Here is a 19,834-nt window from a genome sequence, read left to right on the forward strand (position 1 = left end):
TTTTCCATCCGCCCTATATTAGGTGGATTTGTATAGTTTACACTTTGAGTTGATCCTTGGGCAGGGGTACTTGAGCGTCAATCTATAGCTGAAATAACCGATACCCGACACCTTGCTCTGTGGCGAGCAGGCGAGGGGACTGGGTGTCAGGCTCCAGCTTTTTACGTAACTGGCGCATCAGCACCCGTAAGTACTGCACATCCTCAACATGGGCCGGGCCCCAGGCTTCGTGTAGTAGCTGCTGATGGGTGACAACTTTACCCGCATGCTGCACCAGGAACCGCAGCACTTCATATTCCTTGGGCGACAGATGGACTTCTTTGTCGGCCCAAAAGACCTGCCGTTTGACCAGATCAACGGCGAGCGGGCCACTGCGGAATACCGGTGCTTCCCCCGTTACCTGCAGGCCGTGGCGCAGAGCGGTTTTCAGCCGTGCCAGTAATTCTTCCATATCGAAAGGTTTGGTGACGTAATCATCCGCGCCAGCTTCCAGAGCGCGGACTTTACCGGCGATATCGTTCCGTGCCGACAGGATCAGAACCGGCGTTAATGCCAGAGAGCGGATCTGTGCCAAAACGTCGAAGCCGTCATTGTCCGGCAACCCAAGGTCAAGGATCACCACATCCGGCTTTTCTTTGGTGAATATGGACAGTGCATCCGCACCGTTGGCGGCTTCCAGACAAACAAAACCATGCGGGGGCAGGCCAACGCGCAGGAAGCGGCGGATCTGCGGTTCATCATCGACGATCAGTATCTGGGGGATTTTTGCATTCATGGTGCCGCAGTCTCCGACTGGACACGCGGTAGTGCAATGCGAAATACCGCGCCCTTTTTGTCATTCCGGGTTGCCGCCGTAATAGTACCGTTCATGCTTTCCATAAAGCCGCGTGCAACGGCAAGCCCCAGCCCGGTTCCGGCAATATGACTGTCGGCGGCTTTGGCGCGATAAAATTTATCGAAGATGTGGTCTGTATCGCCTGCGCCAAGCCCTGGCCCCTCGTCAACGATGGACAGAATGATCTTTGATCCCTGTTCTTTTGTATAGAGACATATCTGGGATTTTGCCGGAGCATATTTTACGGCATTGTCGAGGATATTCACAATAACCTGCTCTAACAGTACCGGGTCTGCCATCACCAGCGCCTCACCGATATCCAGCACAATGCGGTTTTGGTTCAGCCTGCGCTTTAAGCGGTCGAGCGCGCTTTCCACCACATCGGTAATATCCGTCGGCTGGAGTTTTATACCTAATACACCGGCCTCCAGCCGGGACATATCGAGCAGATTACCGACAAAGCGGTCCAGCCGTTCAGCCTCCTCGCGAATGGTGGCAAGCATCTCGTCGATTTGCGCCGGATCATAGATGCCGCGTCCGGCAATCAGGGCCGATGATGCCCCAAGAATGGAGGCCAGTGGGGTGCGCAAATCGTGGGACAGCGATGTCAGCAAAGCCACGCGCAGCTTATCTGCCTCGGCCCGCACCTGTGCCTCATCCACCTTCTGCACCAGTTGGCAGCGTTCGATGGCCAGTGCGGTCTGATCAATCAACGCATCCAGCAGGCGGCGTTCTTCCGGCGTCATCAGGCTCTTTTCATCATGACGCTGCAGGCCAATTACCCCGACGGGGCCTTCGCCCGTGCGCATGGGCAAGAACAGACGTTTGGCACCCGGCAGCGTTTCCGCATTTCGTCCGGCGGGCTGGCCATGGTCCCAACACCAGGATGCCGCTGCCATGTCCTGCGCATCTATTTCATCATCGGGCGGATACCCTGCGGCGATTTCGGGCCGTCCCTGCGCATCTGGCAACAGGATCAGAACGTTTGCTTTCAGCATGGAAGCAATCTGATAGGCGGTTGCCCACAGAATATCATCCAAGCGGGAAATGCCGGTCAGTCTGCCGGTAAAATGAAATAATTCGCTGGTGAGCACCGCGCGGCGGGCGGACAGGTTTGCTTCGGCTCGAACCCTCGCGGCAAGATTACCGGCAATAACAGCAACAAACAGTAGAACGGCGAATGACAGCCAGTTGTTCGGATCTGAAATCGTGAAGGTGTAGAGTGGAGGCAGAAAGAAAAAATTGTACGCCATGACGCTGACAAAGGCGGTGAACAGCGCAGGCCATAAGCCGGAATAGACCGCACTGATCAAAACCGGTATCAGAAACAGCATGCCGATGCTGTTACCCAGATTGTGGATGCTGTTAAACCCAAGTGCCGCCAAAACTGTGGCCGCAACACTAAGGGCGCTTAAGCCATATGGTTCATAGGCCGGGGGCGGGTTGTGCTGGGTTTTGACGGCTTTGCTGGCAAGGACTTCGCCTTCAGCCTGCACAGCGGTCACACTGATGGCACCACTGTTGCGCAAAAGACGGCGCAGGACTGAGCCGTGCAGAAATTCCTGCCAGTGCGGATGGGTTGGCTTACCGATAACAATCTGGGTGATGTTGTTGCGGCGGGCATAGTCCAGAATGGCGGCGGCAATATCATGTCCGGGTAGGGTGATGGTATCGCCACCGAGCTTCTGGGCCAGCCGCAGCGTATCGGCAACGCGGTCTTTTTCCGCATCACTTAAAGAAAGATGATGCGGGCTTTCGATATAAAGCGCTGTCCATTCGGCCTTCAGACTGTCGGCCAGTCTGCGTGTCCGGCGCACCAGTTCTGCTGCTGTTTCGTGTTCGTCAATACAGGCCAGGATATGTTCGCCTACCGCCCAGGGCCCGGCAATGGCATGGCTCTGCATATAATCGACCATATCGCGATCGACATGCTGCGCGGCCCGGCGCAGGGCCATTTCGCGTAAGGCCGTCAGATTACCCGGTTTGAAGAAGTGGCGGACGGCACGTTCGGCTTGGGGTTTAGCATAGACCTTGCCATCCCGCAGACGCTGCAACAGATCATCCGCCGTGGTATCGACCAGTTCGATTTCTTCGGCTTCATCCAATACGCGGTCGGGCAAGGTTTCACGTACGCGAATGTGGGTGATCTGGGCGACGACATCGTTCAGGCTTTCAAGGTGCTGAACATTGACCGTGGTATAGACATTGATCCCGGCCTCGAGCAGTTCTTCGACATCTTGCCAGCGCTTCGGGTGGCGGCTGCCTGCCACATTGGTGTGGGCCAGTTCGTCAATCAGCGCCAGTTTCGGCCGTCGTTGCAGCAGGGCATCGAGATCCATTTCGGCCAGAACCTGCCCGCGATACAACGAACGTTTCTTCGGGATGACTTCGAACCCTTGCGCCATGCGTTCGGTTTCGGCGCGCGCATGACTTTCCACCACGCCAATGACGACATCCATACCCTCCAGTTGCCTGGTGCGGGCCTGTGTCAGCATTTCACAGGTTTTTCCGACACCCGGGGCGGCCCCGAGGAAGATCTTGAGCTGTCCGCGCCCCTCCGCATTCGCACTGTCCAGCAGTGCGTCAGGCGAAGGGCGGGTGTCGTCATTGGATCGTGTCATGGCGAAAGTCTAGCCGTTTTGCCGCATGGCGTCCAAGGCCAGATTGAGTTTCAGCACATTGATATGCGGTTCGCCGATCAGGCCGAACAGCCGTTTTTCAGTATGGGCCTTTACCAACGCGGTCACCGCGCTTTGCGGTAAATGGCGGGCTTGGGCCACCCGTGGCACCTGAAACAGGGCTGCAGCGGGGGATATGTCCGGATCGAGGCCACTGGCCGAGGTGGTGACCAGATCAACCGGTACGGGCTTGTCCGGGTTTTCGGCCTGCAATCGGGCGGCGTCTGCGGCCACGCGTTTTACAAGCGCTTGAGATGTCGGCCCCAGATTGGAGCCGGAGGAGGCCCCGGCATCATACCCCGCCCCGGCCGCCGAGGGGCGGCCGTGGAAATAGCGCGCGGCGGTAAAGTTCTGGCCAATAAGTGTAGAGCCGATGGTTTTACCGCTGTGCTGAACCAGACTGCCACCGGCCTGATGCGGAAAAAGAAGTTGTGCCGCCGCCGTCATCCCCAGCGGATAGATCAGCCCGGTCAGTAACGTGAACAGACCGATCAGGACAAAAGCAGGACGAAGATGTTTGATCATGATTGCCTCACACCAGACCGATGGTCGTAACCATCAGGTCGATGATCTTGATACCGATGAAGGGAACGACAAGGCCGCCCAGTCCATAGACGGCAAGGTTGCGTCGTAACAGGGTGGCGGCTTCTGCCGGTTTGTAGGTGATGCCTTTGAGTGCCAGCGGGATCAGCGCCACGATAATCAGCGCATTAAAGATAATCGCCGACAGGATGGCGCTTTGCGGGCTATGCAGCCCCATGACATTGAGGGCCTGCAGTTGCGGGTAAAAGGCAATGAACATGGCCGGAATAATGGCGAAATATTTGGCGACATCATTGGCGATGGAGAAGGTGGTCAGTGCTCCGCGCGTCATCAAAAGCTGTTTGCCGATGGCGACGATTTCGATCAGCTTGGTCGGATCACTGTCTAGGTCGACCATGTTGCCAGCTTCACGCGCCGCGACTGTGCCGGTGTTCATGGCCACACCGACATCTGCCTGAGCCAGCGCCGGGGCATCGTTGGTGCCGTCGCCACACATCGCCACCAGCTTGCCCTTGGCCTGTTCATCCCGGATCAGCTTTAATTTGGTTTCCGGCGTGGCCTGCGCCAGAAAATCATCGACCCCGGATTCGGCGGCAATGGCGGCGGCGGTCAGTGGATTATCACCGGTAATCATGACGGTGCGGATACCCATGCGGCGCAGTTCGGCAAAGCGTTCGCGGATACCAGCCTTGATAATATCTTTGAGGTGAATAACCCCCAGCAGTTTGCCATTGCGTGACACCGCCAGTGGTGTGCCGCCGGTTTTGGCAATATCGTCAGAGATGACTTTTAAAGCCTGAACACTGCCCCGTGTGGCATCCGGGCAGGCGGCCAGTACGGCATCGACGGCCCCTTTGCGAATGGTCAGAGCTTCGCCATCAACGCCGCTGATCCGGGTCTGGGCCGAGAACGGGACAAAGTGCAAATCGGGCAGCGCTGTGGCGGTGATCTTCAGGCCATATTTTTCCTGAGATAAGGTGACGACAGAACGACCTTCCGGTGTTTCATCCGACAGCGAGGCGAGTTGTGCTGCCTCGGCCAGCGCGCCGAGTGACACGCCGGGTACGGGAACAAATTCAGATGCCTGACGGTTGCCCAGCGTGATGGTGCCGGTTTTATCGAGCAGTAGTGTATCAATATCACCAGCGGCTTCTACCGCGCGGCCTGACATTGCCAGCACGTTGAAGCGCACCAACCGGTCCATACCGGCAATACCGATGGCCGATAGCAGCGCGCCGATGGTGGTGGGGATCAGGGTGACGAACAGTGCCACCAGTGCCAGCACCGACATTTGTCCACCGGCATAGGCCGCAAAAGCCGGGATCGAGGCCACCGCAAAAATGAAGATGATGGTCAGACCGGCCAGCAGAATATTGAGCGCAATTTCGTTCGGTGTCTTTTGCCGCGCTGCACCTTCAACCAGTGCAATCATGCGGTCGAGGAAGGTGTTGCCCCGCGCAGCGGTGATGCGCACCACAATGCTGTCGGATAAAACACGGGTGCCGCCGGTTACTGCCGATCGGTCGCCACCGGATTCGCGGATCACCGGGGCACTTTCACCGGTGATGGCGGATTCATCGACCGAGGCGACCCCCTCGATCACTTCGCCATCCGACGGAATGAGGTCACCGGTTTCAACCAGTACCAGATTGCCGGGTTCAAGCTCTGAGGCGGGCACTTTTTCATAGAGCCTCAGTTCCGGTACTTCCAGCCGCTTGGCTTTCATCTCCACCTGGGTGCCGCGTAACGATGCGGCCTGTGCCTTGCCGCGCCCTTCTGCCACGGCTTCGGCAAAGTTGGCGAACAGGATGGTGAACCACAGCCAGATATTGATCTGGATGGAAAAGCCAAGATGGGACGCGCCCGCTTCGATATCCCGGATCAGCAGGATGGTGGTCAGCGTGGCGACAATTTCGACGGCGAACATGACCGGATTGCGGATCATGCAGCGTGGATCGAGTTTCTTGATGGCATCGAAGACGGCCTGGCGGAGGATTTTTCCGTCGAACAAGCCTACCACGGCCATGCGTTTACGAATGTGGGTCATGATTGTCTCACGAGATTAGAAGAGGGTGCCCGAAGCCATCGCCAGATGTTCGACGATGGGGCCCAGTGCCAGCGCGGGGAAAAAAGTCAGTCCACCAACAATCAGGATGACACCGATCAGAAGTCCGACGAACAGGCCGCCATCGGTCGGAAAGGTGCCCGCCGATGGTGGGATGATCTTTTTTTCGACCAGTGATCCGGCAATCGCCAGCGTTGGCACCACCATCAGGAAGCGGCCAACAAACATGGCAAGCCCAAGTGCCGTGTTGTAGAATGACGTGTTGGCGGAAAGCCCGGCAAAGGCGCTGCCATTATTGGCGGTGGCCGAAGTGAAGGCGTAGAGGATTTCGGAAAATCCATGCGGGCCATTATTGGCGATACCTGCGAGCCCAGCCGGAACAACACTAGCCAGTGCTGTCAGGCCCAGGATGGATAGAGGCAGGATGAGAATAGCCAGCATCGCCATCTTGACTTCCTTGGCCTCGATCTTCTTGCCGAGATATTCCGGGGTGCGCCCGACCATCAGCCCGGCGATGAACACGGCGAGAATGGCGAACAGCAGCATGCCGTAAAGCCCGGAACCAACGCCACCGAAGATGATTTCTCCCAGCATCATGTTGACCATCGGCACCATGCCGCCCAACGGTGTCAGGCTGTCATGCATGGCATTGACCGCGCCGCACGAGGCATCGGTGGTGACGGTGGCGAACAGGGCGGAATTGGCAATACCAAAGCGGATTTCTTTGCCTTCCATGTTGCCGCCGCTTTGCGTGGCATGGGTGCCCTGATCGATGCTGGTGGCTAGATGCGGGTTGCCACTGCTTTCGGCGGCATAGGTGGCGAAGGTGCCGCCCAGGAACAGCAAGCCCATCACGGCGAAGATGGCCCAGCCCTGACGTTGATTGCCGACCCAGCGACCGAACAAATTGGTCAGCGCCGCCCCGAGCGAGAATATCAGCACCATCTGCACCAGATTGGCCAGTGCCGTCGGGTTTTCATAAGGGTGTGCCGAGTTGGCGTTGAAGAAGCCGCCACCATTGGTGCCCAGCATCTTGATGGCTTCCTGCGACGCTACCGGCCCCTGCGCGATGATCTGCTGCGCCCCCTCCAGTGTGGTGATGTGCAGATAGGGGGTAAGGTTCTGCGGTACGCCCTGCCAGACAAAGAACAGCGCTGCGAAGATCGAGATCGGCAGCAACACGTACAGTGTGCAGCGGGTAAGATCGACCCAGAAGTTGCCTAAGCCTTGCGCCGAGCGGCGGGCAAAGCCGCGGATAACCGCCAGCGCCAGCGCGATGCCGGTGGCAGCGGAAACGAAATTGTGCACCGTTAGCCCGGCCATCTGGGTCAGATAGCTCATGGTGGTTTCCGGCACATAAGATTGCCAGTTGGTGTTGGTAACGAAGCTGATGGCGGTGTTGAACGCCAGATGCGTCGAAAGCCCCGGTAAGCCTTGCGGGTTGAGCGGCAGGGCGCCTTGCAGGCGTTGCAGCGCATACAGCACGATGAATCCGGCGAAGCTGAAGATCAGCATCGCGGTTGCATAGCTCAGCCAGTGCTGTTCCTGCGCCGGATCAACTCCGGCCGCGCGGTAGAAGCTGCGCTCCAGCGGGCCTAGCACGGGCGTCAGCAGGGTTCGCCTGCCAGTAAAGACGGCGTCCAGATACCAGCCGAGCGGTTTGGTAATCATCAGGATGATCGCGGCAAACAGCCCGATCTGCAAAAAGCCATTGAGGGTCATGTCAGAACCGCTCCGGCCGGATCAGTGCGTAAACGAGATAGGCGAACAGGCCGAGCGTGGCGGCGGCCCCTAACACATAGTCGAGTGTCATGGTGCCCTCACAAGGCTTCACAGGCATGTGCGTAGCTGAGCGCAATGCCGGTGAGGACCACACTCAAGGCGATATAAAGGATGTCGTACATGGATGCCCCATACTGGTTATTCCAGTGGGGATTCATCCGTCAGATGGGCATAAAGGTTCGAGACGGATTGCAGGCGTGATTTATAAGAAAACCATAAACGACAATCGGGGGGGCAATTAGTGTTTGCAGGTCATTTGGGATGGTGCGGCAGCAGTTTCAAAAAACGTAATAGAAACAATGGGGGCTATTCTGCCGCACATTGATACTAACGCCTTGAAGATAAACGTATTTGCTATTTCCCTAGGGCGCACCAACACTTTCAAAGACTTAGCGGATGCTTGAAAAGGTTAGGCACTTTCTGACCTGAAGGTTAGACAGTTTCACCTTTTGTTCTTGCCTCATCAGCCGTTTCTTTTACGGCTTGGATCTTTGGCTCCAATTCAGCACGGCGGATTCTGCGTTCATCTTCTGATCTACGCGGCGGCTTTGAGCAGCGCTGGAAGGCTTTCTGGAAGCTGTCCGTGAGGCGGCGCGGGTCGATGCAGGGCTGCCGCTGCCGTACTTTGCTCTGCCGTTACGTTTGAGCGCCACGGTTGCGGTACCCCCTACATCGTTATTGTACCCAAATGAAACGCGCAGGCTTTGAATTTTCCTTCCGAGGATATTTCGCCGTCCCGCAGGACGGTCTGCTGCTGAGATATTTTGAGTATTGGTCAATAGTGTAAATTTATTATATAAAATTGTTTTGATCCGCGGAGGTGTTTGCCGTGAGCTCGGGAGGGCAAGTGTCCATACGGTGGAGAACCTCTATTCTTGTTGTGACGTCCCTGCTGGCGGTTTCGGGCCTTGTTCTCGGGCTGTATCAATCTCTCTTTTTTCGGTTCGCAAGTTTCTATGGCTTCCGGTCGTCCTTGGTCGGATTGATCTTTTCATTTTTTTATATTGCGTATTTTAGTATTGCCATTCCGTCGTCGCTGTTTATCCGACGGTTTGGCTATATGCTGGGCATCTTACTCGGCCTTAGTTTGTTCTCGATCGCTGCGTTTATATTCTATCAGGCGGTCGTTCTGCGCCGTATTGATTTCTTCCTGATTGCCGTTGCGATGATGGGCTCCTGTGGTGCGTTGCTTGACACTGCGTTAAACCCGTTTGCGATCGAGGTTGGAAATCCTTTAACTGCTATCGTGAGGCTAAACATTGTTCATGTGTTTAATGCTCTTGGGCTAAGCGCCGGTTATTTTTTCTCTGTTGTATTATTTAACGAGCATTTTGAAGTCACGCTCGGCGGTGCGACGCCGTATTCGGCGAGGCCGTACCTTTTGACTGGGTTGGGCGCCATGTTGCTGGCATACTATGTCGAGCAGATCACGCTTCCTTCTTTTGCACGTGAAGGCAACGCCAACACGCTATGGCAAGAGATCGGCTCTCTACTTCGCGATAAGTTTTTTCAGATCTCGCTTGTCGCGGCTTTTACCTGCTGTGCGGCGATGATGATCCTATGGACATCGCACTACAGGTATCACGTCAACGAGTTGCCCGGACATGTTATTGCGCTATTCGAACGGGGGTGGGTCTGGTTTGTCTGCGGCCGGATTGTTGGGTGTGTCCTTATGCGCTGGATCAACCCAATGTGTCTGCTGCAATGGTGCATCGGCTTGTCCATCGTCGCTGTTGCGATTGCTGCGGCTGCTGGTGGTGTAGCTGGCTGGGGGAGCTTGCTTTCGGCCAGTGCGTTTTTCTCGATCCTATACCCGACTATATTGGGGTATGCGCTGGACCGGTGTCGGGGGCGGATCAAACTCGCAGCGGGTTTTTTGGTGGCTGCGGCCGGTATTGGCAGTGCCATATTCGCAGTTTCAACCAATTTTTTGTTAGACGTGCAGTGTGTGAATCCTCGTCTGGTCATCTGCCTCGCGTTGCCGCTATTTGCCGTCATCTTCGCGGTTGCTCGGACATTGCCGTATGCTCGTAGACTTCCTAGCGGTATAAGCCGGATGTAGCGCATCTTTACAGATACTGGGCCAATCCGTTGTCGGGCAGTGGTGATGTTTCTACTGGTCGACAACTGTTCCTGAAATACTAGATCACGTTTCGGCTGTTGGGGGCATGCCAAGAACTTTAGCCTGATCCTGTTGCCAGGTGGTGGTTTCCGTCTGTCGCCACTGTACGACGTAGTATCGGCCCAGCCGAGTGTTGATGCCGTACAGATTCGCCTGAACAAGATGAAGATGGCGATGTCGTTTGGTGCCAAACGGCATTATGGCGTCAACACCATCATGGGACGGCATTTTGTGCAAAGTGCCGAGATGGCCGGTGTCGGTGGGGCGCTGGAGATCATCGACGAAGTGCTGGCTGTGGGGGAAGCTGCTCTCCATAAAACACTATCTGAATTGCCAGCGGATTTTCCGGCGCCGATTGCAGAATCCATTGCTGACGGTGTTCTCGCTCGTCTTAGTCTTTTAGCCAGTGAGCGGGCAGGGTAGTGCGTAGGACATGGTGGGCTGCTATTACCTCTAGGCGGATGCAACTTCGCCACCAGAGTTCCCACAGCAGACCGCTATCATCGAATAGGCGTACCTGAATAGTTTGACTGAAAAATCATGATTGCAGTCAAAGATTCCATTTTTATAAATTCGCGATAACTCAATAAAACAACTATATGTGGTTTCACTTACGCTATTGGTTGGCGTGTTGGGAAACGTCATTGATCTGACAATGCACTGTCATGTTTCGGCATGATAACGCGGCCTTCTGACAAAGAGGGTGAAATGCGTAGATCAAAATCTTTTAATATGATTATTTTTGGAACCGTGTCACTCGTTGCGCTCACCGCGGGTGCTATCGCAGAGGTGACTGATACCGCGGATAATGCAGGAATTGAAAAAGTTATTGTTACGGGGACTCGTGAAACTACCCAGACGCAATATACCTCGACTTCCCCAATCGACGTTCTGGATGCGGGGTCGTTACAGTCGACAATATCAAGCCGTTTGAATGATACGCTGGCAACGTTAATCCCGTCGTTTGATGTTAAGAGCCTTCCTGCGTCTGATGGTTCACAGTTTATCCGGCCAGCTTCGATCAATAATTTATCGCCTGATATGACGTTGGTGCTGGTCAATGGCAAACGGTTCCACCGTTCTGCCTTTCTCGGTACAAATGGTTCGCAGGCAACGGATCTGGACCAGATTCCCTCTTACGCCTCCGGGCATATTGAAGTACTGCGTGATGGGGCTTCGGCGCAGTATGGTTCCGATGCGATCGCTGGTGTCATCAATATCATCCTTGACGATAAGCCGGGCTTTTCCACATACGCCCAGGTATCACAATATTATTATGGCGACGGTCTACAGCTGCAGTGGGGCGGACGGGCTGGTTTCGAGCTGCCCAAAGACGGCCGCCTGGTCGTCACCCTCGAATATGACAAATCGAATGAGACCTCGCGCACTAATCAGCGCGCCGATGCTATTGCATATGAAAAGTCTTCGGGCATTACAGTTGCAGATCCTGTCCAGCGCTGGGGTAACCCAGATATGCAGACAATCAAAGGTGCGCTCAATCAAAGGTGCGCTAAATTTGTCGCAGCCGCTGGTTGATGGTGTCGAGGCTTATGCCTTCAGCACCGTCGGGGCCGGGCGAGGCGTAGCCGACATTAATTGGCGCAATCCTTCGTCTAATAGCAGCATCTACAAGACAACGGCAGCCTATCCAGAATTCAATCTTTTATCGATCTATCCTGCTGGCTTCACACCGCATGAAGGAACCGACTATCTTGATATCCAGTCCGTTGTGGGTGTCCGCCAGAACTCATCCGATACTTTTACTTGGGATGTTTCCGGTTCATTCGGTATGAATAATACGGGATTTTTTCTGCTCAATTCGATCAATGCCTCGATGGGATCTGATAGTCCTTTTAATTTCAAACTTGGTCATCTGATTGAAGCTGAATCGGACCTTAATTTTGATGCGGTATATCGCTGGAATGTCGGTTTTCTGCCGGATCCTATTAATATCGCTTTTGGCGCCGAACGCCGTCGAGAGACCTATCAAATCACCAAAGGTGATAAGGCCTCATATGAAGTCGGTCCAGGAGCTGCATATGGTTTGACTTCTGGCGCAAATGGATTTCCTGGTTTTAACGATCAGGAATCCGGGATATGGAGCCAGTCGAGCTATGCCGGATATATCGATGTCCAAACGCAGTTGACCAAATCCTGGCAAGTGGATGTGGCACTGCGTGACGAGAGCTATAACGAGTTCGGCAACACCTTTAATTATAAAGCTTCGACGCGGTACGAGCTTCTGGATGGCCTCGCGGTGCGCGGCTCCTATTCGACCGGCTTCAAGGCGCCGACACCAGGACAGGAATATTCGACCAGCATCAGCCAGGGGCTTGATACGACGACCTTGCAGATTTATTCGACCGGGCGGCTTTCCCCCAGTAATCCGGTGGCGCAATATTTTGGTGCCAAACCGCTCAAACCGGAAGAAGCCAAGAGTGCAACAGCGGGGTTTGTATGGTCAACTGGGTTTGGGTTAAACGGATCCTTCGATCTCTATAAAACCGATGTTACCAAGCGGTTCAGTTTATCATCCACATACACGGTAACCGATGCGATCCGCACTGAGCTGGAAAGTCTTGGTGTCAGTGGGGCTTCAGGTTTTACCTCCGTCGATTTTTATACCAACGACTATAATACATCGACACGTGGGATGAATCTTACTCTGGACTATGCTGTACCCGTCGGTCCGGGTAATCTCGACCTAACCGCTGCTTACAGCTATAATAGCACCAAAGTGACGTCTGGTACGCTGGCCGCGACGGCCGACTATGCTTCGCGCATCAAATTCGAGCAGGGCATGCCGAGCCACAACGTGACTTCTACCCTGACCTATAGCATCTCTCCGGTCACCATCTCGGGGCGGGTACGCTATTATGGTCCGTGGACGGATTCGAGCGGTAACAGTACCGGCGACATTTTCCAGCGTTTTGGCGGCATGGCCTTTGTCGATTTATCTGTCGCGTATGATTTCATGCCCGGAATGGCAGTCAAAGCCGGGGCGAGTAACCTGTTCAATACCTATCCCGACAAGGCCACGTATCAGGCCAGCCGCGGTATCGTTTACTCGCGTAATTCCCCATATGACACCAACGGTGGCAATTACTATATGCGCTTCGAAGCAAAATTCTAATTCGTTGATCAACAGCCGGGATGCAGAGCATTCCGGCTGTGTTTCTTAGGAGTACTGTGATGACCTTGGCGCGACGAGATTTCCTGATGGCCGGTTTGGCATTTGATCTGCTGGGGCAGAGCGCGTATGCCCATGGCTCTTCTGTGACCAAGCAGATCGTGCCGTCATTTTCTGATGAAGCATACTGGGCTAAGATCTCGGCGCTATATGATGTTACCCGCGATGTAGTGCAATTGGAAAATGGTAACTACGGCACAATGGCCCGTTCCGTTGCGAAAGCTTATGCGGGCTATTTAGATCAGGTTAATTGCCAGGGCTCTTATTATACGCGGCGGCAATTCCTACCAGAATATTTGCGCGTCCGGCAGCGCGTCGCGGCTAATCTTGGCGTCAGTCCGGATGAAATCGCCTTGACACGCGGTGCAACGGAATCCCTGATGACGTTGATTGGCGGCTACAACAAGCTGAAACCTGGTGACGCAGTCCTGGTTGCGGATCACGATTACGATTCAACGATTGCCGCCTTCGAACATTTGCAGAATCGCCACAGTATTGCTGTGGTGAAAATTACGTTGCCGGAACCAGCAAGTTACCAAGGCTTGATTGATGCCTATGATGCCGCTCTAAAGGCCAATCCCCACATAAGGTTGATGCTTCTGACCCATGTTAGCCATCGCGATGGTCTTGTATTACCGGTAAAGGAAATTGCCCGGTTGGCTAAAGTACGTGGTGTTGATGTCCTTCTCGATTCCGCTCATGCTTGGGGGCAGCTCGATTTCACATTACCGGAACTGGGTGTCGATTTTATCGGGCTGACTTGCCAGAAATGGATTGGTGCTCCGCTTGGTGTTGGTGTGCTTTATATCCGCAAGGATCGGATCGCAGATATCGATCCGGCGCTAGGCAATGACGGGCCTGGCAATGGGATTGAATCGCGTGTTCATACCGGAACCTGGAATTTCGCTGCCTATATGGCCGTTGAAGATGCCCTCAATGTGCACGAGGCCATTGGAGCCGCAGCAAAAGAAGCTCGGTTGCGATATCTGCGTGATCGTTGGGCGGAGGCGTTACGTGATCGGGTAGAGGTGCTGACACCGTCAGATCCGCGTTTGACCTGCGGGATAACGTCTTTCCGTCTTATGGGGCGTGTCAGTCCGGTTGAAAATAAGACGCTTGCGGATGAACTGCTGAAGCGATTCAGGATTTTTACCGTTGACCGCAGCGGTTTGGCAAGCGGTGCTTGTGTGCGGGTTACGCCAGCTGTTTTTACCACACAAAGCGAGGTCGATTGCCTGATTGAAGCTATAAAGGCGTTGGTTTGACGTGGGAGGGGCTTGTCCTGCATTCATAATGCTATGATAGAAATGCAATCCGAATGGATCGGTATTCTCTCATTGTTTGACTAAGACGCGGTTGCTGAAATTTGGTAGGGCGTGTTCCGGTGCGGGCAGGATGAGCAACAACCGCATCCCAGCAATATTCTGCCAATTTTAGGATATATAATAACACGTTTAACGCGTATTGTGTTTGTTTTGCTGTCGCGTCAAGGGGTAAGCAGAAGCCCGGCGGGGGAATATTCGTGGAAATTTTACCGTGATTGCATCGAATATAGATTGATACAAAAGAAGGGGTGTTCCGGTCGGTCGGTCATGTTACGCTAGCTTCATGAACACGATCTCCGCTGTAAGCCAGAATGCCGCCCAGTATAATGCCAGCGTTCTCAATGTGGTAAAGACTGCTGACACTACTGATTTCAGTAATCCGATGTCGCTTGCGCAGACGTCGACTGAACGCACTATGGCTGATGTCAAGTTGCAGACCAGCGTCGCAGCTTTCAACGCAGAAAAGAAGACCGAAGCACAGGTTGTTGACCTGTTCGCTTAGATTGCGCTTTTCTGATCGGTGCCCGGGGCAGTTTGGGCCTTCGGGCCCTATATTTTGCGTAGAAATAGACTATTTTATTAAAACTATATGCGCAAATTCTGTCGGTAGCGGTAATTACATTACTGAATGTGGGTGGATTATTTCATCCGCTTGACGATATAGCCCCAAAACACCCGATAAAACCGCCTCCAGTAGCAGCCCATCTGCATAACTGTCATTTTGCTGCGCTATGCAACGTGTCGGAGCCAATTCTGCCCCTTGGGATGCCCGAGCATGCTGTCACGTTCATTTCTCTGTTGCGCCATTGCTGCGGCGCTGATGGCTGGCCCTGCCTTGGCCGGCCACATTGTGCCCGGCTTGTGGGAGACCACGTCCGAGCCAACCACCCCTGAGCCATATCTGCAGAAGCTGCCGCCTGCGTTGCAGGCCAAAATGAAGGCCGCGTCCATCGTTACGGTGCGGCTCTGCGTTACGCCGCAACAGGCTGCGCGTGATGGCTTTGTCTTTAGCCGTACCTCGGACTGTACGGTGGAAAATGTTCAGCCTTTTGCGAACCACCTAAAGGCGGATGTCGTGTGCACCCGCAATCAGACAATGCTGACGACGCATTATCAGATCACCTATGAAACGCCGAAGCGTTATACTGGCACGGTGACGATGGATGTTGTTTCTAAAACCGCACAGAAAAGCCGCAGCGCCAAACTCGACGCGCATTTCGTTTCAGACGATTGTGGTACGATCAAACCGTTGGGGTAAGGGGGGCCGCAATGGTGGCCGCGCGGTGGGCGTAAATCGCATCCCAGTCGGCGTCGGTTTGCAGCCCTTCTTTGGCCGCACATTCCTCGCGGACGTCTTCCTCGGCGGAGAAGGCCTTGAGTTCGTGTAAAATCTGCGTGGTGGATGGCACCGGTAAGCGTCGACCGCATCGCACAAAAGGATTCATCGTGTCGCCTCGTCACAGTGGTAAAACATGGACGTTGATTTAACGGCTTAACGCTTCAAGAAATCCTTCGCGCCAGCGCGCTTTTTCGGGGTCTGACGGATAGGGGTTGAGCGCCTCGGCGCTTTTATCGATGTCCTGGACATCGCTTTGGGCAGACAATACGCGTGCTGCCGCCCATCCTTTGGCGAAGACCCGGCTAAGCTGGAAAGCTGGATCAGCCATACGGGCATTCCTTGTCGTGGGGTAGGCGTAAAGTAGTGGGGGGAGGCGTAAAACAAAAAACGGCGGAGTTTCCTCCGCCGCCTTTCCGTCAGCTTTAGGCCGACTTCAGATTAACGGCCTGGGGGCCCTTGACGTCCGCCTGGACATCAAACGAAACCCGCTGACCTTCAGACAGTGTGCCCATGCCGGCCATCTGAACAGCCGACGCGTGGACGAACACGTCCTTGCCGCCGCTCTCCGGCGCGATAAAACCAAAGCCCTTGCTCGTATTGAAGAATTTCACTGTTCCGACAACCATGATTGTTCCTTTAGTATCGGTTAGTACCCAAGCGATATGCCCGGGCGATGCGAATGAAGACAATCAGGCTGTAGAGTGGCTGCTTTTCCCGATATGCTTGCGCGTATCGGGGAGGGAACAGATGCGCTTCATCTGACGGAATCTCACCGCTGGGGGTATATATGGGCAGAATTTGATCCATTTACAAGCTTCGGTCGCGATTAAGCTGTGTTTTTGTTTGTCGACGAGGCTTTGCCGCTGCCGCAATGGCGACGTTTTCGGGAAGAAACCGCCCATATACGGGGTTTTTCATCTAGCTGTGCGAGAGCTTTAGTATAAAGATGTCCAAAATGACACGAAATTCTTTTGGTCATTTGGGGCCTGCGACGGGTTAAAGCGATGAAAAATCCTTTAACATCAAAATCCTGTGCTATTGGCGGAAGTGCTTGTCACCCCTGTGGTGGCCGATTATGTTCGAAGCGCATTTTGTTGGGCCGCCGCCCGGTCAGATGGGCGGGCCGTGCCTTTTTAAGCCTTGATACCAACATGTTTTAACACCTCATAGGATGCTCTTGATGCTGACCCGTTTCTCTTCCGCCTTGTTGATGTCGCTGGCCCTTGCCGGCAGCGCCTGGGCAGCCGACGCGACCAATCCCCCGGCGAGTGATCCGGTGGTGGCTAAGGTTGCGGGCAGCGAGATTCACCAGTCCGAAGTGGCGCAGCTTTACACCCAGATGCCGGCGCAGATGCGCCAGTTGCCGCTGCAGACGGTTTTCCCGATGCTGGTCGAGCGTCTGGTCGAGCAGCGCCTGCTGACCGATGCCGGTTATGCCCAGAAGCTGCAGAAGACCGACGCGGTCAAGACCGAGGTGCATCAGGCCGAAGAACATGCTGTGGCCCGCGCTTATCTGGAACAGAAGCTGGATGCGGCGGTGACCGCACAAGCGTTGCAGGCGGCCTATGGCAAGATGGTGGCCGACTTTAAGCCGGAAACCGAGGTTAAAGCCTCGCACATTCTGGTCGATAACGAAAAAGAGGCCAAGGCGATTATCGCCAAGCTGGCCAAGGGTGGCGACTTTGCCAAGCTGGCGCAGGAAAAGTCCAAGGATCGTGGTTCGGCCGAAAAGGGTGGCGATCTGGGCTATTTCACCGCCGCCGAGATGGTCGAGCCCTTTGCCAAGGCTGCTTTCGCCATGAAGGCGGGCGAGGTCAGCAAGGTGCCGGTGAAGACCGATTTTGGCTGGCACATCATCAAGGTGGAAGATATCCGCCAGACCGAGAAGCCGAAATTTGAAGACGCCAAGGCGCAGCTGGAACAGAACCTGCGCGAGACGGCGGTCGACGGCATCCTCAAGGATCTGCGCAAAGACGCTAAGGTCGAATTGTTCGCGCCCGATGGTTCGAAGCTGCCGCAGGCCAAGGCTGACGATAAGCCCGCCGAAGCCCCCGCTGCGGACAAGAAATAACGTCTACCGGCGCGGGCTGTTGCAGCCCGCGCCCATCTTGGCTAAAAACATTCTGTGAGCATCCATCTGGTTAAATTGTGCGTCGGTGTTGAGTCCGTAGCGGAGTTACGGGCCTGGCAGCAGGATTATCTTAAAGACCTGAAACGGTGTAAGGTTAAGCCCGAGGTGATGCATGTCACCCGTCAGATGCCGAAACGTACCGACGAGCTTTTGGATGGTGGTTCGCTCTATTGGGTGATCAAGGGCCAGATTGCTGTGCGCCAGCGTATTCTGGAATTGCGCCCGGTGATCAAAAACGATGTACCGCATTGCGGCCTTGTGCTGGATGCGGATCTGGTGCCGACATTGCATCGCTTCCGCAGCCCGTTTCAGGGCTGGCGTTATCTCAAACCCGAAGATGCGCCGCCCGATGTGAGCAAGGTGCCGGGTGGCGACATGCCGGATGCACTCAAGATCGAACTGGCCCAACTCGGCCTGTTATAAGTATATCTGTATAGACATATCCGAAAATGGGCCGCCCGGATGTGGCCGCTCGGCTGTCCAAGGGGGCTAACATGTCGGTTTCTCTTCACCTCGGCTGGCTTGCTGCGTTTTTCACCAACCTGCCGCACATCCTTCTGGCGTTGGTGCAGGACATCAGCTTTCTGATGCAATGCGTCACCATCGTGGTGACGGGCTGTATGTCTTTTGGGCTGGTTCATCTGTTGCGCCCCACGGTGCGGCGCATTGTTGCCGGCTATCTGCCCCGGCGCTGGGGGCCGCCCTTCCTGCGTGGCTGCGAAATGGTGGCGCTGCCGGTGGTCTGGCTGGCGCTGTTGTGGCCTGCGATGATCGGGGCCGGGCTGTCGGGGGCCTGGGTGGCGTTGCTGGATGCCGCCACCGAATTGCTGGCCGCCTGGATCTGCATCCGGCTTCTGTCGCTGTCGGTTAAAAGCCATGTCACCGCGCACATTCTGTCGGTTCTGGTGTGGTGCATTGTGGCGCTGTCGATCTTTGGGCTGATGGACCCGCTGGTGCATCAGCTCGAAATTTCGGCGCTGCATGTCGGCAAGTTCCGTCTGTCGGCGCTGACCGTGGTGCATGCCATTTTCGCGCTGGTACTGCTGTTATGGCTGACCACGCAGCTGTTCCGCTTTTTATCACGCCAGATCGAGCAATCGCAAAAGCTGCCGCCGTCGATCCGCCTGCTGCTGATCCAGCTGTTGAAGATCATCCTGCCGGTACTGGCGGTGATTATCGCCCTGTCAGCGGCGGGGGTGAATTTGACCGGTCTGACCGTGGTGTCCGGCGCGGTTGGTCTGGGTATCGGCCTTGGTCTGCAAAAGGCCGTCGGCAATATGGTGGCCGGCTTCTCGCTTTTGATGAGCAAAAGCATCAGCCCCGGCGATATCATCAATTACAAAGGCGATATCGGTCAGGTCAACCATATGGACTCGCGCTATGTCACGCTGCGCATGCTCAATGGGGCCGAACACCTTATTCCCAGTGCCTATTTTCTGGAAAATGGCGTCGAGAACCTGACCTACAGCGACCGGCGTCTCAGCGTGACCATTCCGGTTGGCATTTCGTATAACGCCGATCCGCGCGAGGCAATGCGGCTGGCCATTGAAGCCGCACGGGCGGCCCCGCGGGTGCTTGACGAGCCGATGCCATCCTGCGCACTGAAAAATTTCGGTGACAATGCGATCGAGCTGGAGATTTACGTTTCGATCGTCGATCCCGAAAATGGTACTGGCGGGGTGCGCAGTGATGTGTTGCTCGGCGTCTGGGATCGTTTCCGCGCCGCCGGCATCGACTTTCCCTATCCACAACGCGATGTGCATGTGGTCTCGATGCCGGTGGGCTATCCCCCCGTCGTCTCTCAGCCTGATGGGCAGAAATAAA

General features: G+C 55.1%; 19 protein-coding genes. 10 read left to right on the forward strand and 9 right to left on the reverse strand.

Annotated elements, in window-relative coordinates; all coding sequences use genetic code 11:
* Positions 1 to 82 precede the first annotated feature (82 nt).
* The 6 genes from ACZ5RI_RS08260 to kdpF are packed head-to-tail and all read right to left on the reverse strand — an operon-like array spanning position 83 to position 7,961.
* A complete protein-coding gene (locus ACZ5RI_RS08260; RefSeq protein WP_464510918.1) occupies positions 83 to 775 on the reverse strand; it encodes a response regulator transcription factor in 693 nt (230 codons plus the stop codon).
* Entirely contained in the window at positions 772 to 3,456 is a 2,685-nt protein-coding gene (locus tag ACZ5RI_RS08265; RefSeq protein WP_464510922.1) for a DUF4118 domain-containing protein, read from the reverse strand. Before ACZ5RI_RS08265 ends, ACZ5RI_RS08260 begins: the two co-directional genes overlap by 4 nt.
* A 9-nt stretch (positions 3,457 to 3,465) precedes the next feature.
* Positions 3,466 to 4,038 (reverse strand): potassium-transporting ATPase subunit KdpC, encoded by a 573-nt coding sequence (kdpC, locus tag ACZ5RI_RS08270; protein WP_464510926.1) that lies wholly within the window; start codon positions 4,036 to 4,038, stop codon positions 3,466 to 3,468.
* 7 nt (positions 4,039 to 4,045) lie between these two features.
* A complete protein-coding gene (gene kdpB / locus ACZ5RI_RS08275) occupies positions 4,046 to 6,103 on the reverse strand; it encodes a potassium-transporting ATPase subunit KdpB (protein ID WP_464510930.1) in 2,058 nt (685 codons plus the stop codon).
* Positions 6,104 to 6,118: 15 nt separating this feature from the next.
* Positions 6,119 to 7,843, reverse strand: a complete 1,725-nt coding sequence (kdpA, locus tag ACZ5RI_RS08280; RefSeq protein ID WP_464510934.1) for a potassium-transporting ATPase subunit KdpA — start codon at positions 7,841 to 7,843, stop codon at positions 6,119 to 6,121.
* 1 nt (position 7,844) lies between these two features.
* Positions 7,845 to 7,961, reverse strand: coding sequence for a K(+)-transporting ATPase subunit F (gene kdpF / locus ACZ5RI_RS08285; RefSeq protein ID WP_464510938.1), 117 nt, complete (start codon positions 7,959 to 7,961; stop codon positions 7,845 to 7,847).
* A 789-nt stretch (positions 7,962 to 8,750) separates the two neighbouring features.
* On the opposite strand from kdpF, the gene ACZ5RI_RS08290 reads away from it, so the two are divergent.
* From ACZ5RI_RS08290 to ACZ5RI_RS08320, 7 genes are all read left to right on the forward strand, one after another.
* Positions 8,751 to 9,965, forward strand: a complete 1,215-nt coding sequence (locus ACZ5RI_RS08290; RefSeq protein ID WP_464510942.1) for an MFS transporter — start codon at positions 8,751 to 8,753, stop codon at positions 9,963 to 9,965.
* Positions 9,966 to 10,097: 132 nt separating this feature from the next.
* On the forward strand, positions 10,098 to 10,448 hold the full coding sequence (locus tag ACZ5RI_RS08295) for a hypothetical protein (RefSeq protein ID WP_464510946.1): 351 nt from the start codon (positions 10,098 to 10,100) through the stop codon (positions 10,446 to 10,448).
* A 285-nt stretch (positions 10,449 to 10,733) separates the two neighbouring features.
* Positions 10,734 to 11,561 carry a TonB-dependent receptor plug domain-containing protein gene (locus ACZ5RI_RS08300; RefSeq protein WP_464510950.1) on the forward strand — a complete coding sequence of 276 codons (828 nt, stop codon included), beginning with the start codon at positions 10,734 to 10,736 and terminating at the stop codon, positions 11,559 to 11,561.
* Complete coding sequence (locus tag ACZ5RI_RS08305) at positions 11,542 to 13,158, forward strand: TonB-dependent receptor domain-containing protein (RefSeq protein ID WP_464510954.1); 1,617 nt, start codon at positions 11,542 to 11,544, stop codon at positions 13,156 to 13,158. The genes ACZ5RI_RS08300 and ACZ5RI_RS08305 overlap by 20 nt, the downstream gene beginning before the upstream one ends.
* A gap of 59 nt (positions 13,159 to 13,217) precedes the next feature.
* Positions 13,218 to 14,480 carry an aminotransferase class V-fold PLP-dependent enzyme gene (locus tag ACZ5RI_RS08310; RefSeq protein WP_464510958.1) on the forward strand — a complete coding sequence of 421 codons (1,263 nt, stop codon included), beginning with the start codon at positions 13,218 to 13,220 and terminating at the stop codon, positions 14,478 to 14,480.
* Between the two features lie 343 nt (positions 14,481 to 14,823).
* Positions 14,824 to 15,042 (forward strand): hypothetical protein, encoded by a 219-nt coding sequence (locus ACZ5RI_RS08315; protein WP_464510962.1) that lies wholly within the window; start codon positions 14,824 to 14,826, stop codon positions 15,040 to 15,042.
* A 273-nt stretch (positions 15,043 to 15,315) separates the two neighbouring features.
* Positions 15,316 to 15,798, forward strand: a complete 483-nt coding sequence (locus ACZ5RI_RS08320; protein WP_464510966.1) for a DUF3617 domain-containing protein — start codon at positions 15,316 to 15,318, stop codon at positions 15,796 to 15,798.
* Here ACZ5RI_RS08320 and ACZ5RI_RS08325 read toward each other — a convergent pair.
* The 3 genes from ACZ5RI_RS08325 to ACZ5RI_RS08335 all read right to left on the reverse strand — a co-directional run bounded on the left by ACZ5RI_RS08325 (position 15,782) and on the right by ACZ5RI_RS08335 (position 16,508).
* A complete protein-coding gene (locus tag ACZ5RI_RS08325) occupies positions 15,782 to 15,973 on the reverse strand; it encodes a hypothetical protein (RefSeq protein ID WP_464510970.1) in 192 nt (63 codons plus the stop codon). The two genes, ACZ5RI_RS08320 and ACZ5RI_RS08325, sit on opposite strands and share 17 nt — an antisense overlap.
* 51 nt (positions 15,974 to 16,024) lie before the next feature.
* A complete protein-coding gene (locus ACZ5RI_RS08330) occupies positions 16,025 to 16,207 on the reverse strand; it encodes a hypothetical protein (protein ID WP_464510975.1) in 183 nt (60 codons plus the stop codon).
* A 94-nt stretch (positions 16,208 to 16,301) separates the two neighbouring features.
* Complete coding sequence (locus tag ACZ5RI_RS08335; RefSeq protein WP_464515572.1) at positions 16,302 to 16,508, reverse strand: cold-shock protein; 207 nt, start codon at positions 16,506 to 16,508, stop codon at positions 16,302 to 16,304.
* A 551-nt stretch (positions 16,509 to 17,059) separates the two neighbouring features.
* Between ACZ5RI_RS08335 and ACZ5RI_RS08340 the strand changes: the two genes are divergently transcribed.
* The 3 genes from ACZ5RI_RS08340 to ACZ5RI_RS08350 all read left to right on the forward strand — a co-directional run bounded on the left by ACZ5RI_RS08340 (position 17,060) and on the right by ACZ5RI_RS08350 (position 19,833).
* A complete protein-coding gene (locus ACZ5RI_RS08340; protein ID WP_464510979.1) occupies positions 17,060 to 17,950 on the forward strand; it encodes a peptidylprolyl isomerase in 891 nt (296 codons plus the stop codon).
* 54 nt (positions 17,951 to 18,004) lie between these two features.
* On the forward strand, positions 18,005 to 18,433 hold the full coding sequence (locus ACZ5RI_RS08345; RefSeq protein ID WP_464510984.1) for a DUF1489 family protein: 429 nt from the start codon (positions 18,005 to 18,007) through the stop codon (positions 18,431 to 18,433).
* A 71-nt stretch (positions 18,434 to 18,504) separates the two neighbouring features.
* A complete protein-coding gene (locus tag ACZ5RI_RS08350) occupies positions 18,505 to 19,833 on the forward strand; it encodes a mechanosensitive ion channel family protein (RefSeq protein WP_464510988.1) in 1,329 nt (442 codons plus the stop codon).
* Position 19,834: the final 1 nt, after the last annotated feature.

Source organism: Micropepsis pineolensis (assembly GCF_055392125.1).

What these genes read in the sequence shown, in the direction of transcription:
- ACZ5RI_RS08340 (WP_464510979.1), top strand. Translation starts at nt 17,060, where the DNA reads ATGCTGACCCGTTTCTCTTCCGCCTTGTTGATGTCGCTGGCCCTTGCC.
- ACZ5RI_RS08310 (WP_464510958.1), top strand. Translation starts at nt 13,218, where the DNA reads ATGACCTTGGCGCGACGAGATTTCCTGATGGCCGGTTTGGCATTTGAT.
- kdpB (WP_464510930.1), bottom strand. Translation starts at nt 6,103, where the DNA reads ATGACCCACATTCGTAAACGCATGGCCGTGGTAGGCTTGTTCGACGGA.
- ACZ5RI_RS08315 (WP_464510962.1), top strand. Translation starts at nt 14,824, where the DNA reads ATGAACACGATCTCCGCTGTAAGCCAGAATGCCGCCCAGTATAATGCC.
- ACZ5RI_RS08265 (WP_464510922.1), bottom strand. Translation starts at nt 3,456, where the DNA reads ATGACACGATCCAATGACGACACCCGCCCTTCGCCTGACGCACTGCTG.
- kdpC (WP_464510926.1), bottom strand. Translation starts at nt 4,038, where the DNA reads ATGATCAAACATCTTCGTCCTGCTTTTGTCCTGATCGGTCTGTTCACG.
- ACZ5RI_RS08330 (WP_464510975.1), bottom strand. Translation starts at nt 16,207, where the DNA reads ATGGCTGATCCAGCTTTCCAGCTTAGCCGGGTCTTCGCCAAAGGATGG.
- kdpA (WP_464510934.1), bottom strand. Translation starts at nt 7,843, where the DNA reads ATGACCCTCAATGGCTTTTTGCAGATCGGGCTGTTTGCCGCGATCATC.
- ACZ5RI_RS08260 (WP_464510918.1), bottom strand. Translation starts at nt 775, where the DNA reads ATGAATGCAAAAATCCCCCAGATACTGATCGTCGATGATGAACCGCAG.
- ACZ5RI_RS08300 (WP_464510950.1), top strand. Translation starts at nt 10,734, where the DNA reads ATGCGTAGATCAAAATCTTTTAATATGATTATTTTTGGAACCGTGTCA.
- kdpF (WP_464510938.1), bottom strand. Translation starts at nt 7,961, where the DNA reads ATGCCTGTGAAGCCTTGTGAGGGCACCATGACACTCGACTATGTGTTA.
- ACZ5RI_RS08350 (WP_464510988.1), top strand. Translation starts at nt 18,505, where the DNA reads ATGTCGGTTTCTCTTCACCTCGGCTGGCTTGCTGCGTTTTTCACCAAC.
- ACZ5RI_RS08320 (WP_464510966.1), top strand. Translation starts at nt 15,316, where the DNA reads ATGCTGTCACGTTCATTTCTCTGTTGCGCCATTGCTGCGGCGCTGATG.